The sequence below is a fragment of the Paenibacillus sp. 01T442 genome (genome assembly GCF_056398345.1).
In genome coordinates this window covers 36,265-51,929 of record NZ_JBFTPF010000023.1, presented here as the reverse complement: position 1 = coordinate 51,929, position 15,665 = coordinate 36,265, and the positions used below count along the sequence as shown (strand labels likewise).

Annotated in this window: 14 protein-coding genes; all 14 read right to left on the bottom strand. The window is 46.4% G+C overall.

Translation table 11 applies throughout. The annotated features are described in order from the left end of the window. Nucleotides 1–19 precede the first annotated feature (19 nt). Nucleotides 20–3,262, bottom strand: coding sequence for a glycosyltransferase family 39 protein (locus AC1DLM_RS18690; RefSeq protein ID WP_477570807.1), 3,243 nt, complete (start codon nt 3,260–3,262; stop codon nt 20–22). Nucleotides 3,263–3,343: 81 nt separating this feature from the next. Beyond that, nucleotides 3,344–3,574 carry a DUF7667 family protein gene (locus AC1DLM_RS18685; protein WP_235550349.1) on the bottom strand — a complete coding sequence of 77 codons (231 nt, stop codon included), beginning with the start codon at nt 3,572–3,574 and terminating at the stop codon, nt 3,344–3,346. A gap of 173 nt (nt 3,575–3,747) precedes the next feature. Continuing rightward, complete coding sequence (locus AC1DLM_RS18680) at nt 3,748–3,948, bottom strand: hypothetical protein (protein ID WP_441992231.1); 201 nt, start codon at nt 3,946–3,948, stop codon at nt 3,748–3,750. A gap of 182 nt (nt 3,949–4,130) precedes the next feature. After that, complete coding sequence (locus tag AC1DLM_RS18675; RefSeq protein ID WP_441992232.1) at nt 4,131–5,306, bottom strand: DNA sulfur modification protein DndB; 1,176 nt, start codon at nt 5,304–5,306, stop codon at nt 4,131–4,133. Then, nucleotides 5,306–6,472: a DNA sulfur modification protein DndB gene (locus AC1DLM_RS18670; RefSeq protein ID WP_477570806.1), complete on the bottom strand. Its 1,167-nt coding sequence runs from the start codon at nt 6,470–6,472 to the stop codon at nt 5,306–5,308. Before AC1DLM_RS18670 ends, AC1DLM_RS18675 begins: the two co-directional genes overlap by 1 nt. Before the next feature lie 88 nt (nt 6,473–6,560). Then, nucleotides 6,561–7,736 carry an aminotransferase class I/II-fold pyridoxal phosphate-dependent enzyme gene (locus tag AC1DLM_RS18665; RefSeq protein ID WP_477570805.1) on the bottom strand — a complete coding sequence of 392 codons (1,176 nt, stop codon included), beginning with the start codon at nt 7,734–7,736 and terminating at the stop codon, nt 6,561–6,563. Nucleotides 7,737–7,767: 31 nt separating this feature from the next. Continuing rightward, nucleotides 7,768–8,868 (bottom strand): site-2 protease family protein, encoded by a 1,101-nt coding sequence (locus AC1DLM_RS18660; RefSeq protein WP_477570804.1) that lies wholly within the window; start codon nt 8,866–8,868, stop codon nt 7,768–7,770. Nucleotides 8,869–8,875: 7 nt separating this feature from the next. Beyond that, nucleotides 8,876–9,241, bottom strand: a complete 366-nt coding sequence (locus AC1DLM_RS18655) for an arsenate reductase family protein (RefSeq protein ID WP_171630054.1) — start codon at nt 9,239–9,241, stop codon at nt 8,876–8,878. A gap of 127 nt (nt 9,242–9,368) precedes the next feature. Continuing rightward, nucleotides 9,369–10,310, bottom strand: a complete 942-nt coding sequence (locus AC1DLM_RS18650; RefSeq protein ID WP_477570803.1) for an RluA family pseudouridine synthase — start codon at nt 10,308–10,310, stop codon at nt 9,369–9,371. After that, nucleotides 10,307–10,876, bottom strand: a complete 570-nt coding sequence (locus AC1DLM_RS18645; protein WP_441992237.1) for a cob(I)yrinic acid a,c-diamide adenosyltransferase — start codon at nt 10,874–10,876, stop codon at nt 10,307–10,309. The genes AC1DLM_RS18650 and AC1DLM_RS18645 overlap by 4 nt, the downstream gene beginning before the upstream one ends. Continuing rightward, entirely contained in the window at nt 10,873–12,471 is a 1,599-nt protein-coding gene (locus AC1DLM_RS18640) for a cobyric acid synthase (protein ID WP_477570802.1), read from the bottom strand. The genes AC1DLM_RS18645 and AC1DLM_RS18640 overlap by 4 nt, the downstream gene beginning before the upstream one ends. Further along, nucleotides 12,464–13,570, bottom strand: coding sequence for a threonine-phosphate decarboxylase CobD (gene cobD / locus AC1DLM_RS18635; protein WP_477570801.1), 1,107 nt, complete (start codon nt 13,568–13,570; stop codon nt 12,464–12,466). Before cobD ends, AC1DLM_RS18640 begins: the two co-directional genes overlap by 8 nt. 39 nt (nt 13,571–13,609) lie before the next feature. Further along, the gene (gene cobS / locus AC1DLM_RS18630) at nt 13,610–14,431 is read right to left on the bottom strand and encodes an adenosylcobinamide-GDP ribazoletransferase (protein ID WP_477570800.1); all 822 of its coding nucleotides are present in this window, start codon (nt 14,429–14,431) and stop codon (nt 13,610–13,612) included. Further along, nucleotides 14,410–15,405: an adenosylcobinamide-phosphate synthase CbiB gene (cbiB, locus tag AC1DLM_RS18625; RefSeq protein ID WP_477570799.1), complete on the bottom strand. Its 996-nt coding sequence runs from the start codon at nt 15,403–15,405 to the stop codon at nt 14,410–14,412. Before cbiB ends, cobS begins: the two co-directional genes overlap by 22 nt. Between the last annotated feature and the right edge of the window lie 260 nt (nt 15,406–15,665).

Sequence of the window (15,665 nt, the reverse complement as noted above, 5' to 3'; positions counted from 1 at the left end):
GAGACGTCAATCCGTCATTTTAAAAGAAATTCCAGCCCGGCATCCATCTTAAAAAGAAGGAGTATTTCGCCGGTATAATCATCCCCGATAGAATCGGATAGAACAGTGCGAATAGTACGAAGACAGCGGCTAAGTAGCCGTAGACCCATCTTCTTCGCTGCAGCGGCCCTTGCTCCAAATAGTCCTTGATGTAGTAGGTCAAGATCAGTACTAGGAACGGTACCATTGCAAAATAGTGATAAATAAACGTTAGTCGCGGTACCAACATCCACGGCAGGTACTGTGAACAGTAGGCAATGAGCAGCATGCGCAGCAATTTGTCCTTGCGTTTGAACGCGAGATAGAAGGACATCAGCACGGCAATAAAGCCTGGCCACCACACCAACGGATTACCGAATGAAACGATGCTCGAAAGCATGCCCTGCGGCATCAGCTTCGCTTGATAATACCAGATCGGGCGTATCATCATCGGCCACTCCCACCATGGTGAGGAGAACGGATGCGTTGCGACGAGATCCTTATGGTATTTGTACATATGTACCTGATAGCTCACAACATCTTTTAACTGATGTCCAGGACCTGGAACCATCATGAAAGGAATATAGGATAACGTGTAGACGCCTAACGGCACGATAACAAACATGAGTACGCACCATAGTATGGTAAGCGATGTGTTGCGTACGAAAAGCTTTTGTACTCTTAGGAGCTTCGTAGATTCTTCCACAGAGAGAAGATCATCATAAACTCCCTCGCTCTCCTCCACATCAGCTTCATCGCGACTGTTCTCCCTCAGTACTCGCTTGGCAAATTGGTACTCTCTGTATCGCTCCCATAGCGAGATGAATAAGAGGACGGCCAAGCCGGCACCGCCATAAATGACGATCCATTTGGAAGCAGCACCGATCCCGAAGAACAATCCTGAAAGTCCCAGTGGGATTAGCGTCGTCCACAGCTTTTCACGGAAGAAGCTCAAAGTTGTATACCGATACATGAAATAGAACATTAGCATAATGAAAAATACACCGTACACATCAATCGTGGAAATTCTTGTTTGGGCAAAATGCATGAAATCAAAGCTGAGTAAAAAGGCAGCAATAAGGGCATATTCGGAACGGCCAAACATCCGCTTTGCGAATACATACATAATTGGAATCATGCCTACTCCGAATAGCGTACCTATAATACGCCAGCCGAATGGATTTAATCCGAACACATAAATACCGATGGAAATGAATATTTTGCCCAGCGGCGGATGTGTGCTTTCATAAGGCTCGATCTTGTGAAGGTGCTCATACGCTGTTCTTGCATGATAAATCTCATCGAAATACGTGCCATTCTTGTAGGTAGGTGTATACGGGACAACACTTGGCTCATCAAATAAATGAGCTGTTTTCCCATTATCGGCGGCGTCCACATCTACTTCCTTCAGACTAGCGATCGGTAATGGCGTCGTTCCCCCATCTCCGAAAATCCCAATCTCATGAAGATGCAGCTTCGCACTCTCTTGCGTATCAATCACAATTTTTACATAGCGAGCTTCTTTATTCGCTTCTACGGTATGCCAGGTGAACACTTTCGTGTGGTCAGATTTAACCGCCATAGCATCCTGCCACTGTTCGCCATCATTCGAGAACCAATAGGAGTAAGCACCTTCCCCAACACCAGCAAAACTATTAATACGTGTAATCTGATGCAGGCTGCCGAGATCAGCAATGACCGTCTCTCCTCCACGTGTTGGCTGCCAGAACGTCGTTGGATCTTTATGCCCGCCGAGATGGAACAGTGCAATGATCGTATAAATCACCATAAGAACGCCTAGATATAGGGCATCTTTACGCGAGAAAAAGCTCCCACGCTTCCCTCTTTCTATATGATCCTCTGGCTTATGGAAAAGTGCCTTCCACGGTGAGGTTTCTCTCAAATTCGTTGCTTTTTCTTGTAGGTCATCATCCATTGGAAGCACTTCGACCTTGTTGTCAACTAGAGGCATAGTTTCCTCCACAGTTTCATCCCCATCTGATTTCACGAAAAGCCTCCATCCCAATATACAAGCATAGACAAACATCATAACATTGATCGCTGAAACCGTCAGCATCAAAGGATTGTATCGCGGAATGTGATAGTCCTGATGAAAACTCCGCAGGAGTACATCACCAATATTGATAAAATGCGTAATACTAAAGCCGATAAACAGCCATAGAATTCGGCGATCCTTCATGTAAATGAAGCTCGTTAATGCTAACAATAAGCCATAGTGCAAGTAGCGCTCATGCATTTTGGTCATACACATAAACATAGCCGTAATAAATAAGAACGATATGTATAAGACGGCACCACGTTTATTCTTACCGAGCCAATAAAGTAGACAGACATATACGATGGACAGAATCATTAATACGACTCCAATCCATTTATAAGACAAATGCCAGAAACCACTGTTGATGTCCACGAAATTCCCGCCAAGAAGTGCGAACAGATTAAACGCATTGAGTGATGCATACGGATAGGAAGCTAACGTGCCCGAATACAATTCAATCATCCAGCCATAGCCTCTGCCCACTGCAAAAGGAAGTGAAAGAACAGCCATTGTGGCTACGCCTGTCAACACGCTAAGCAGCCAAACCATCAACTTACGTGCCCTTATCACATCTATCAGTAAGAAGATACCGAACAGCAGCGCTTGAGGCTTAAGTAACAGAGCAAGTGCGATAAAGAAGGCGGCTTGCGGTAGTTTGCCTTTCATCTGCATCAATAATGTAGCCACAATAAACAGCATGAAAAAAGAATCTACCTGTCCCCATACCGCGGAATTTGCCCAAATGGCTGGGTTGAAGGCAAATAGGGCAGCAATCCAGAGCGCCTGCTTCCAGGTACGTGCTCCTTCGTGCTTACTGAGCGCTAGTCGAAATAACAGATAAACAGTCCCAAGATCTGCAAGGATTGATGGAAGCTTAAGAATAAGTAAGGAGCTGCTGCTTTCCCAAGGAATAGACAGCTTATGATGTACAAAGCCCACAACGTATAGGACATACATGTAGCCAGGGGGATAATCCAGAAAATATTCTTTGGCATTCGTATATAAGTCCTTCAAGCCTACCGTATAAGCGCGATCTGCCCACGCCATGAACGTTCGCACGTCCGTATCATAGCCTACCCATGTGGGGGCCAAAACCAGTCTAAGTATGAGGGCAATCAGAAGCATGAATCCTAAAAGAAAAAACGTACAGGGAGCTACTCCCCGTTGCTTGAACCAGCTGACCATGCGGCATCTCCTTAGCATTGAACTATCCTTATTATACCTGTCCACACTCTTGCAGAAAAGGAAAAAAGCACCGACAGTTAGTCAGTGCTTGGGTTCAATCTTTTCGATGCGCTCACAAATGTCATGCAACCAATCATAATCCCCTGTCAGTGAGGCACAGAGCGATAAATTTTCTAGTTTTAATCGATTCCATACATAAGTCGCGTTTGCTTCCATGCATAGCATTAATTCCTCTTGCTCGCCTCGAGTTAGCTCTCGGGCTCTGCGTAGTGTCCATAATTCCGCCATACGTTGATGAACGGCTAACATCATTCTTAGCCCCCTGCCGGGTGGAGTCGCTTTCATTAACTAGTATAGACAAAGTTAGGAGACTCGAAACAGTGTCCTACTCTCTTTGTCGTCATGGCTATTTATGTGAAAAAGGAAGAAAGCAAGAGAGCTCGTCCACTCTCTTGCTCCTTCTTACTCTCAGTTGAGTACGATCATTAAGGGATATGAACCACAGCAATTCTCTCGATGGCAACAAAGAAAATCGTACCGTTATTACCTGCTAGAATAACATTCCCATGTTCAATACCAAGAAATTTGCCTGTATGATTCGGTGTAGTACCCGCGTGAACTGTGATGACCGTACCAAGTGAAATGCGAGACAAAGTATGCAAAGTAGCAAATACGGAGCAACTCATTGTGTTTTCCTCCCTTCTAGCTTTATATGATATCGTATGCTAGTTCTTTATTTTTGGTATAGACAAATGAATACTAGGATTCGTATATTTTGAGACTAGTAATCTGACGAAAGGTATACAAACGAAAAATAACCCTTCAGTCTCAATTCTCATTGAGATCGAAAGGGTTATTAAGCTTCCAACTATGCAGTGGATACTTCTTCGGAATCACTAGCGGAATCCGTGCCTTCTAGGAAGAATTGCACGAGCTTCACATGTTTTTTCAACGATTTCTCGTGAATGAGGTTAATTTTCCCATTATCCAACGAGCCAAATACATAGATTAACTCTTCATTGTCATGTGACCAATCGAAGCCTTCTAGCAATTGTAAGGACTGCGTCCACTCATCATTATATTCGCCATTCGGGAATAAGAATCGATTCGCATACAGGGCAATACTTTCCTGAATCACACGGTTCGCGGATGTATATTGTGCCAAACCTGGCTGCTCTGGCATCATTGGTAGAATCGTATTGAAGAATTGATGCAAGATTTCAACATACGTCGATGGATCATGTCGAATTTTACGCTGCAGTTCATAAGAGGGCTGCATTCTACCTGAGAACAGCATCGTCGCCGTTGCATACAACCAGCTGAAGCATGTAAAGTTGCGGTTAAAAGAGGTCAAGTTACTGCGTCTCTCCACACCCGCCGCCTTCAGATACACATTGTGATCCACGACCTGCTGAATAACTAGATTAAGCGGATCAATGGAGTCAAAGGAATGACCGAGTTCTTTACTAACCAGCTGCACTTTGGAGTTAATGTCACCAAATAACTGCTGCTCTTCTTCCTCCGTTAAGCCGATATAAATTTGCACAGCTAGCTGTGTTTCCATCAGGTCTAAACGTCTACCCTCAAGTTGATTAATCGTGCCTTCTGTTTCCTCAACCTCTTGCTTAATCTCCGCATCGTCACTAAACTTCCGTTGCTTAATCTTCAGCAGAGCCAGCTTCTTCTCATAGCGTCGTACTTCTTTCTGCATCTGATCGTTCACATAGCCAAGTGCTAGAATCCGATGTTGCCCATCAAGAATGGATAGCTTCGAGCCGTGTCGCAAGAGGAATTCCTTCACTCCTTTGGAGAGTTGGTTCACTTCCCGAAGCGATAAGGTTACAGGACCGAAGAACACATGGTCCAATTCGCGTTCTTGCAAATAAGTCGAAATCTTCCTGCGCTGCATGTTACTCAGCTTCCGTTGAACCATGGGATCGATCATCGTATAGTTCAGCAGGTCCTGAACGCGCAAAGCCACAGTCGCGAGACCGAACTTTTCGCAGAAAGGATGGATAGTCATTTTCAGGCGTAATCCTTCCATTAGCTCACGTCCTCCTTATTCGCAAAACTAGCTTTATAGTCTTCTGCATCACTGATTAGGAATGCATTCTGATCTTGATAGAAGCTCTTAATGTGGTTGTAAGCTTTCATGATACGTGTACGTCTTGGGAGACGATCCTTTTCTTCTCCAGCATAAATACTATTCCAGTTGACATGTGGCAATATTTTCAAAGCATGCTCAAGTGCGTAGCGATTAAAGCTGCCTGTTTTCGTCGCTTCTTCATGCATGAAGAGGGCTAACGCAATTTGGATATTCTCAGACCACACAATTTCACCCTTGGTCGGTGATGGCAAGTGTGTCAATAATCCGTTAAAGTAGCCGCCTGCCAGCGAAATAAGCTCCTGCAAATCTTTATCCGCATACTGATAGTTGTTATTACGAGCAGCAGATTTCATTCTTCCTTCAAACAATCCAACTAGAATTTCAATCAACAAATGGTAGGAGAAAAGATACTMCGGCGATTTGCCACGCTCTGAGAACATATCGACAGTTAGCTTCTGCATCGCAGGCGCTTTCGCTGCTAGCTCTGTAGCTGCCACATGATAGAACCGGCGTTGATCACGAAGGACAGCCAAGTTGCCTCCAAGCTTACGAGGAAGCTTGTTAATATCGGAGAACAATTGACGTTCCTGACGCGCATTAATGTCTAGATAGGTCATTGTTGAGATTGGGAACGCATATAAACGGCGCAGCTTTTCCGTAATCTCATCCATTTTGTCATATTCACGACGATCTTTCGCTCGTGCCATCTGACTTTGCAACGTTTCCATAATCCGTTGGAAAGCTGCCAATCGATGCTGACCATCAACGACATACAATTTCTCAATTGGCTGTAAGCGAAGGGCTTGGTGGTCTTCATCGTAATGTCCTGCGCCTCTTGCTGAGAAAATGATGCCAGGGAAATAGATTGGCTGGCGATCTTCCAAATATAAATTCACATAGTCAATTAACTTAGAGAGGTTACGCGGAATGATCGCACGTTGTACTTCTAAATCCACCTCAAAAATAGAAAATAGTTTGCTAATAGGTAATGTAGCAGCAATTGTCGCTTGACCGAACGTCTGTCCTAAAATTCCGGGAATCTCTACGTACGATGACGGCTTCTGTTCAGCTAACAGCTCTGATAGTGAAGAAATGGCATCCATATACTTACCCCTTTCAACGTATAAATTTTCTCAATCTTATACCTAAATATGTCTCTCATTCTCCTATTTTTACCAAAATCTCTAACTTTCATTCTAAGGACCGAAGCCAATCTCCTATTCGCCTTGCTGCCTCAAGTAATCGAGCTTCTTCTTGCACTAAAGCAATACGGACAAATCCTTCTCCTTCAGCGCCAAATGCATCGCCAGGAATGACAACTACGCCTGTCTGAAACAACATTTCCCGGGAAATTTGTCGAGATGTCCATCCCTTAGGGATAGGAGCCCAAATAAACATCGTTGCTTTCGGTGGTGGAATGATCCAACCCGCATCATTTAATGCCGAAATAAAAGAATTTCGTCTTTTCTCATACATACTTGAGACAGAATGATCGCTTTCCATATCTTCTTCTAATGCTGCAATACCTGCTGCTTGTATAGCCCCAAATACTCCGTAATCAATATTCGATTTCAGCGTCTTGAGCGCTTTAACTGCATCTGCATGACCTGTTAGAAATGCGATGCGACAACCAGCCATATTGAAGCTTTTCGATAAAGAATGGAATTCAATAGCAACCTCCTTAGCACCTTCAATCTCCAAAATACTCATGGGCTTATAGCCATCAAAAGCCATTTCGGAATAGGCAAGATCATGTACTATAAGCAAATCCTGCTTCTTCGCATACGAAATCAAATACTCGAAGAAAGCACGATCTGCAACAGCAGACAACGGATTGCTTGGATAGTTTAGCAAGATGAATTTCGCCTTAGCAGCCACGTCATCTGGGATGTCCTCTAGTTGGGGTAAAAAATGATTTGCTGCACGCAGCGGTAGTAAATAGGGGGCAACCCCTGCCAAGACAAGACTTGCCGAATATATAGGATAACCTGGATCAGGGACAATGGCCATATCCCCAGGATCACAGAGAGAAAGCGCTAAGTGAGCAAGCCCATCTTGTGAGCCCATTAAAGTTAAGATCTCTGTTTCAGCATCGAGATGGACACCGAATCGATAGTCATACCATTTGGCTACCGCTTCGCGAAAGGCCAAACTTCCTTCGGATGTTGGGTAACCGTAATGAACAGGATTACGAACTGCGTCTGCCATTGCTTCCAAAATACGATCTGAGGGAGGCTGGTCAGGACTTCCTATACCTAAATCTATGACGTCTACCCCTTGGTTCATAACCTCTCTCTTCCATTCAGCTACTTCCGAAAAAATAGCCGAGCCTAGCTGCTGCAGCCGTCTGGATCCTTTAAATGTCATAGATAGCTTCCTCATTATGTGAAATGTGATGTTAGGAAATGATGCCGACCTGATGAACAAGTCTGATCATATAGAGCAAAAATAAAATTAATACCAAATACGAGATCCCAAACTTCCAGCGTGTTTTAACGGGTACTTCATAATAGCTTTCTTGCATCCCTAGTGGGGAGTATTCCACTTGAACCTGAAGACCAAGGTGCAAGCCATCCTCTTTATTTATGCGTTCTGCTTTTACCAATTGCACTCTCTTAACAATCGCCTGCACAGGCAAGTATGCGTGCCCTTCGAAACCAATCGCATGCCATGACATATTCAACGTTTGTCGTCCTGCGCCTGGCCCTTGTAGTTCCGAATAGGTGATATAGTCCAAATCACGCGTATGGCTCTCCCCTGGGATCATATAGCCTTGTTGCAGCAAATGATTGGCTGGAAACTCGAATCGTGTAGCGACAGTTACGCGTTCTTCTTTATGGCGATACCGCACATATTTCTTGTATAAATCCCATGCAAACATCGCCCAGATGATCAAGAAAATAATCTTACTCGAAAAGTAACTATCGATATAGATAATGATGATGAGCCCGCCAACTAAACCAACTAACCATAACCAGCGTGTTACGGCAGTTGAGATTCGTCCGCCGTCCAACGGATGTATAGGCAGCAAGTTGATCAGATTCAGATAAAAAGCTGCGTAGGCAACGGAAACGATCACTGCTGAATCCGAATAAACACCTACACCAAAAGCGGCTACGCCTCCGAGCGTCCCTAGAACAGGACCTCCAATACCTATGAAGGCTTCTGTCGCCGCATCAGTTGGATTCTTTTTCATCGTGATCAACGCACCGAGAAATGGGATGAAGACTGGTGCCGACACGGGAAACCCCTTGATCTTCGCTGCAAGCACATGACCTAACTCATGGATGAGGATCATAAGCACCAGGCCAATCGCAAACGGCAACGGCGCCAAGTAAGCGTAAGCCCAGATCGTGATAAACATCGAGATGACAGCGCCGCCAACTTTTCCAAACTTCAAAGCGGCAAGCAGCAGCTTGCCTTGTGATAAGAGGACAGCGATGAATCCGCCAATGGCTAGTGGTGACTTTTTGCGTGTTGGTTTCTGGTTGTCTTCCACGTCCCTATCACCCTTTCGCCCAAACATCCTCAAATACATCTTCTTTGAAGCCTACCGTCACTTTATGTCCATCCGTTACAATAGGTCGCTTAATTAATCGCCCATTCGAGGCTAGCAAATCAAGCATTTGTTCTTGTGACATACCTGCCAGCTTGTCTTTCAAATTCATCTCTTTGTAGACGTCGCCTGATGTATTGAAAAACTTCTTAATCTCAAAGCCACTTAACTGAAGCAAATCCGCTAGTTCCTTCGCTGAAGGCGGCGTTTCAAATAAAGCGATGGAATCAGTAATCTCAATATCGTGTGCTTTCAGCCACTTTATAGTACTCCTGCACGTCCCACATTTATCGTAACCATACACTTTAACTCCCACGTTGTAATAACTCCTTTATGCCGTATGATGATCAAATAGAACTACTTAAAATTTTGGGCTAATTGCCATGGAAAGTCAAGTAATTGCAAAGAAAAACCATCCAGATATTGGAGTGATTTTCGATTTTTTACCTTTTATCGGCTAACCATTGCTCAAGTTCGGATAAATCGGCAGGTAGTAGCGCGTTAAATTCGGTCCATTCCCTTGTACCTGGGTGCACAAAGCCTAGTTTAAACGCATGCAGCGCCTGACGATCTAACCGATCACTGGCTTCCAGTTCATCTGCATCGTCCCTATACTGTTCCAGTGTGTACATCTTATCCCCTAACAAAGGATGACCTAAGTGGCGCATATGCACACGAATTTGATGCGTACGCCCCGTTTCGAGCCAAATCCGAACGAGTGCAGCTTTCTCGAATTGTTTCACGACCTCATAATGCGTTACAGCTGCATAACCATCAGAGCGAACGATGCGTACATGAGGCTGCTCAGGATCACGATCAATAGGTTCATTGATCGTCCCTGAAGGTGAGGCTACCGTGCCCCAAACGAACGCGAGATACTCTTTTTTCACGAGATGCTGAATCATTTGCTCGGAAATTTGCTGATGTACATAGGGTGTTTTGGCAATGGCGAGGACACCAGAGGTTTCTTGATCCAGCCGATGTATCGGACGGAAACGGCACGTAATCCCCGCTTGCTGCCAGTGATACACGACCCCATTCGCAATCGTATTCACATAATGACCATGCGTTGGATGGACAATGATGCCCGCATCTTTCGCTAAGATGAGCAGATGCTCATCTTCGTGAAGAATATGCAGTGGAAGATCCTGAGGCAGAATATCCTCGGATTGCTCTTCTTCCATTCGAATTTCGACACGGTCGCCAGCCTTCACTTTGATATTGATGTACTGCCTTTCCCCGTTAACCGTAATCCCTCGCTCCGTAAGTTTGATGCGGGATAACAACTTGCGTGAGACCATCAATCTTTTTTGGAGCACCGTTTTGAGGATGAAGCCTTCTTCCTCTGGCGGGACAATGTATACTAATGGTTCATAGTAGCTCATGATTTACGTTTAAACACCTCAGCACTGCGTATATATTCCACATCTGCAATCCCCTCTCGGAAGTTCGCTGTGCGAGCAATCGTGAAGAAAAAGTCCGACAACCGGTTCAAATATCGGCGCACCTCGGGATTAATCTCCTGTGTGCGGGCTAGTGTAACGACAAGACGTTCAGCCCTACGGCAAACTGTACGACAAACATGCAAGGTAGAGGATACAGTCCCGCCTCCAGGCAAAATAAAGCGAGTGATATCTGGCGTTTCGGCATCATATTTATCAATCCAAGCTTCTAACGCATCTACCATATCTGCTGTTACTTTATAAGGACGCAAATCCTGCTTCAACAGCGCAAGATCTGAACCACAATCAAAGAGTTCATGCTGAACTTGCAGCAAATCCGCCAATAAATCGGGGTATTTCTGCGGATCCATGAAGCTCATCGCTTGACCTAGAAAGCTATTCAGCTCATCCGTCGTTCCATAGGCCTCGACACGATCATCATCTTTGTCCACACGACCACCAATCACACCGGTTTGGCCTGCATCTCCTGTGCGCGTATATATTTTCATCTTAAAACTCCTCCAGCCCTCGTAGGATGTGTTACTTCCATCATCTCATAAACTCGCTCCATATCCAAGTGAGCTCGTACATGGTCAGCTAATCGATCAAATGCCGCTTCTCGGCGTTCCTTATACCTTAGTCCTTGTAAGATTGGGGATAAACCCTTATGCAATCGAATCTGGTTCAACCAAGCTCTACGGAAATCATCATTGTGCAGAATACCATGGATGTAGGTTCCCCACACACGGCCATCTAGTGAGACTGCTCCGTCAGGATGAAGCGAAGTTTCAAGAGGCTCCTCTGAATCGGTGCTTAATTGAGGAGCAATTTGGAAAGGAGGTACGATTTCATGCACATATTGCGTCCGTCCCATGTGGATTTCATAACCATCGATAACCAAATTAGCAGCGAAAAGCGTACTGATGCCTCGCACCCTTACAGTTCGTTTGTCTGGCGTGAACACCGTTTCTGTCGGAAGCAGCCCTAAGCCTTCAAGCTCAGCATGCTCTGATTCGTACCTTCCTGGATCCGAGAGTGTGACGCCTAGCATTTGATAACCTGCACAAATACCAACGATCCAACCTCTGTCCTCATGAGCAAAAGAAACTAATCGCCCAGCCAGACCCGACTCCTTCAGATAGTGCAAGTCTTCCATTGTATTCTTACTTCCTGGAAGTAAAACGACGTCCGGCTCACCCCATTCAGCTAACGAATCGATGTATCGGAAATGTATGTCGGTTTCTTCTTGCAGCGGATCAAAATCCGTGAAGTTCGAAAGACGAGGCAAGCGAATGACAGCAACGTCCAATTGATCTGGATTTTTCCCTTGATGGTTCGAAGACCTTCTGCTTAGCGTACGTTTGGAATCGAGTGATGCCGAGTCTTCGTCCTCAATACCTAGCTGCTGCAAATAGGGAATGACGCCAAGAACCGGCTTCCCTGTTCGCTCTTCCAGCCAATCCAAGCCAGGCTTCAGCAAGCTGACGTCCCCACGAAATTTATTAATAATAAAGCCTTTCACCCGGTCTCGTTCCTCTGGGGTCAAGATTTCAAGCGTACCCACAATCGAAGCAAAAACCCCGCCACGATCAATATCAGCTACCAGCAGTACCGGTGAATCTGCCCAACCGGCTAGACGCATATTGACAATGTCACGATCTTTTAGATTGACCTCCGCCGGACTTCCTGCTCCTTCTAGAACGACAATGTCATATGCGCAGCGCAAGCGTTCTAAAGCATCTTTCACGATAACTTCGGCTTTGGGCAAATAGGACTCTCTATACGCCCTTGCCTCTAAATCGGCATATGGCTTCCCATGAACAACAACCTGAGCCACCATGTCTTGCTTAGGCTTAAGGAGAATCGGGTTCATATCTGTCGTAGCGACAATTCGGCATGCATCTGCTTGCACACCTTGCGCCCTGCCAATTTCTTTGCCATCAAACGTAATGTAAGAATTGAGGGACATATTTTGCGATTTAAAAGGCGCTGTCTGCCAGCCGTCCCCCACGAAAATACGGCATAAGGCCGCCGTAAGAATACTTTTGCCAACATCAGAAGCTGTGCCTTGAATCATGAGAACTGCTGACTTTGATTCACTCATGGCCGGTACCTCCGCTCCTTGTTAAATCGTTCATCATACTTCTTAAGGCTTGCAGTAAACGCTCATTATCCTCACGAAGACGAATGGCTACGCGACAATAACGTTCATTCAACCCTTCGAATAATGAAGCATCCCTAATCAGAATGCCTTGGCGACCCATATGCTGTTGAGCCTGTTTCACGCTAATCCCACTCGACACAGGAAATGAAAATAACAAGAAATTCACATCACTTGGCACAACATCCAAGCCGATATGACTTAATTGCTCGATGAGCCAAGGCCTCTCGATGCGCAACCACTCTCTAGTAGACTGTTCAAACGCATCATCTTCCAGAACCGCAACCCCCATACGTTGGGCGAGATAATTCACACTCCATTGTACCTGCTGCTGTCGCAGTTGCTGGATAAAATCAGGGTGAGCTACCATAAAACCTAAACGAATGCCTGGGATGGAATAAAACTTCGTCATCGAACGGATCACAATTAAGTCTTGGCTTGTTGAAGCAAGTTTCAGCAGCGAATGTTCCGACTCCTGTGGAACAAAATCCATAAAAGCCTCGTCCAGCACGAGCTTACGCCCACTCTGAAGCAGATTGCTTAGTACGTTGCGAGGAATCAGTTTGCCTGTAGGATTATTAGGATGCCCGAGGAAAAACAAGTCAAGGGCTGGCAGTGCTGCTTCAACATCCTGCCATCGTAGTTCGAATTGATGCTGAGGAAGTAGGGGGATATTGGTTAACTTGCCACCCGTTTTGTGAACTGCTTCCTCATACTCGCTAAAAGACGGCCTAGCAAGCCCCGTCGTGCTTGGCTTCACAACACGGATGATCAAATCGATCAGCTCTGCGGCTCCATTGCCAACTAAAATACTCTCCGGATCAATCTCGTACTTCTGAGCTAGTTTTCGGCGAAGCTCACGCACAGCAGGATCGGGATATTTGACAATATCGCGCCAGCTTGTTGTTAGAATCTCTTTGACGACCTCTGGAGGCCCCAGAGGGTTCATATTCGAGCTGTAATCCAGAAACTGTTCCTTCGGCCGATTAAAAGCTTCTTCCGCTGTCCACAGATCGCCTCCGTGTCCATAACGCTCTAACATAATGGTCATTCCTTTCACGAGAAGATGACAGCCCCTACCCTACAGGCCAATGATGATGATGACGGCTAGTAAAAGCACGCTCTCCAGCAGCTCATTTAAAGCGCCATACGTATCTCCGGTAAGTCCACCAAGCTTGCTGCTGATATAAGCGGCAATTCCGCTTCCAACTAGCGTGGTGATGGCCATATAGCCTAGAACAATGCTCCAACTCGGTAACGAAGTTGGGTTCGCAGTGCAAATACATAGCGTAGTCGTTAATAGGGCTACTACTAAGGATATCGTGACATGCTTGCTGTTAACGCCACGGAACAGACTGCCTAACCCCGAATTCGGCCTTGCGTAAGGCCACATTCGAATGGCTGCTACCATGAACCAACGACTCCATATCGGCACGATGGCCAGTAGAAGAAGCAGACTTCCTCGGTCTCCTGCTTGGTAGGTATCCAGCAAGGTATAGAGCAAGGAAAATTTTAGTAATAGATGCAGGACACACACAATAACGCCCATTGCACCCACGCGGCTATCCTTCATAATCTCAAGCATTTGCTCGCGGGGACGGTGACTGAGAATTCCATCTGCGGTATCCATTAGGCCATCCAGATGCAGTCCGCCTGTGAGAATGACCCAAATCGCTAGGAGCAGGATGGATGCTGGCATCGTTGGCAGCACATAGGAAAGCCCAGCTCCTGCCACCATGAGTAGCAGTCCGATTACGAAACCAACTAGCGGGTAAAACATGGAGCTGCGCTGAAACACGCGCTCGGTATAATCAATCTGCACCGGAATCGGCAGACGTGTTAGGAATTGAAAGGCGGCTGCACAGGCACGCAGCCAGTCCATTAAAAAATGAGTACGACGCATAGGAGTCCTCCCATCACTAGATAACTGATGCCGTATAGCATGCTCACGGCGTTCACGATATCCCGCTGCGTTCGCGGACGCAGCGGCCAGCCCAGGCGGGCGCGCTCACTCGCCGCGCCGCCATAGACGTTCAGCCCGCCGAGCTCGATCCCGAGTGCCCCGGCTACCGCCGACTCCGGGATCCCGCTGTTCGGGCTGGGGTGTAGATGCGCGAAGCGGCGAATCGCCGCCGCCGCACGCGGAGCTGAGAGGCCCGGCTTCGCCATGGCCACGAGGATCAGCAGGATCCCGGTGAGCCGCGCCGGGATCCAGTTTAGGGCGTCGTCCCAGCGGGCCGACGCGGTGCCGAAATGACGGTATCTGTCATTTCGGTAGCCGACCATCGAATCCAGCGTATTCGATGCCCGGTATAACATCGCCAGCGGCGCACCGCCGATGAGCGCATAGAACAAGGGCGCGATGACCGCGTCCACGATGTTCTCCGCGACCGTCTCCACGACGGCTCGCGTGAGCTCCTCCTCGTGGAGCGCATCCGTATCCCGGCCAACGATATAGCCGGTGTACTTGCGAGCATCCGCGAGATTCCCTTCACGCAGCGGATTGTAGACGAGATACGCTGCATCCTTTAAGCCTTTGATCGCCACCGTCGTGGAGATGAGCCAGGTTGACACCGCATACCCTAGCCACGGATGAATATCGTTTGCGAAATGTACGAGCACAAGTACCACAATAAAACTTAGAGTAATTGTGGAAAGCATGAGCAAAAGGCCCTTTATGCGCAGCCTTGTGCGGTGTTCATCCTCTTCGTTGCTTGATGTGACCTTCCTTGGGTACAGTCTGTCTTCTACCCAGTGGATCCAGCGTCCAATGAGTATAACCGGATGCGTGGGCCATTTCGGATCACCAACCAACCAGTCTAGTGCTATTGCAGCAGCCGTCATCCAGACGATTTCCTGCCATGTATATATCCACATAAGGGCTTCACCATTCCGTACTTACTTGTCTATAAATTACGGCTACGCTGCCCTCTTAAACGTCTCAAATTGTTTATGAGGACATATAGCCGCCTAATCACATGAAACACAAACATTATTTTTCCACAAAGACTCCTAACACACGGGATTTCAGACGGTATTGGTGTTGTTTATTGATTTGAGGGTCGCATAGGTTGCACATTTGTATTAAATGGAAAATAAAATATACAGCTATTTATGAGAAATTTCTTTGAAAACTC

What these genes read in the sequence shown, in the direction of transcription:
- AC1DLM_RS18645 (WP_441992237.1), bottom strand. Translation starts at nt 10,876, where the DNA reads ATGAAAATATATACGCGCACAGGAGATGCAGGCCAAACCGGTGTGATT.
- AC1DLM_RS18675 (WP_441992232.1), bottom strand. Translation starts at nt 5,306, where the DNA reads ATGGAAGGATTACGCCTGAAAATGACTATCCATCCTTTCTGCGAAAAG.
- AC1DLM_RS18690 (WP_477570807.1), bottom strand. Translation starts at nt 3,262, where the DNA reads ATGGTCAGCTGGTTCAAGCAACGGGGAGTAGCTCCCTGTACGTTTTTT.
- cobD (WP_477570801.1), bottom strand. Translation starts at nt 13,570, where the DNA reads ATGTTAGAGCGTTATGGACACGGAGGCGATCTGTGGACAGCGGAAGAA.
- cbiB (WP_477570799.1), bottom strand. Translation starts at nt 15,405, where the DNA reads ATGTGGATATATACATGGCAGGAAATCGTCTGGATGACGGCTGCTGCA.
- AC1DLM_RS18650 (WP_477570803.1), bottom strand. Translation starts at nt 10,310, where the DNA reads ATGAGCTACTATGAACCATTAGTATACATTGTCCCGCCAGAGGAAGAA.
- AC1DLM_RS18680 (WP_441992231.1), bottom strand. Translation starts at nt 3,948, where the DNA reads ATGAGTTGCTCCGTATTTGCTACTTTGCATACTTTGTCTCGCATTTCA.
- AC1DLM_RS18640 (WP_477570802.1), bottom strand. Translation starts at nt 12,471, where the DNA reads ATGAGTGAATCAAAGTCAGCAGTTCTCATGATTCAAGGCACAGCTTCT.
- cobS (WP_477570800.1), bottom strand. Translation starts at nt 14,431, where the DNA reads ATGCGTCGTACTCATTTTTTAATGGACTGGCTGCGTGCCTGTGCAGCC.
- AC1DLM_RS18665 (WP_477570805.1), bottom strand. Translation starts at nt 7,736, where the DNA reads ATGACATTTAAAGGATCCAGACGGCTGCAGCAGCTAGGCTCGGCTATT.
- AC1DLM_RS18685 (WP_235550349.1), bottom strand. Translation starts at nt 3,574, where the DNA reads ATGATGTTAGCCGTTCATCAACGTATGGCGGAATTATGGACACTACGC.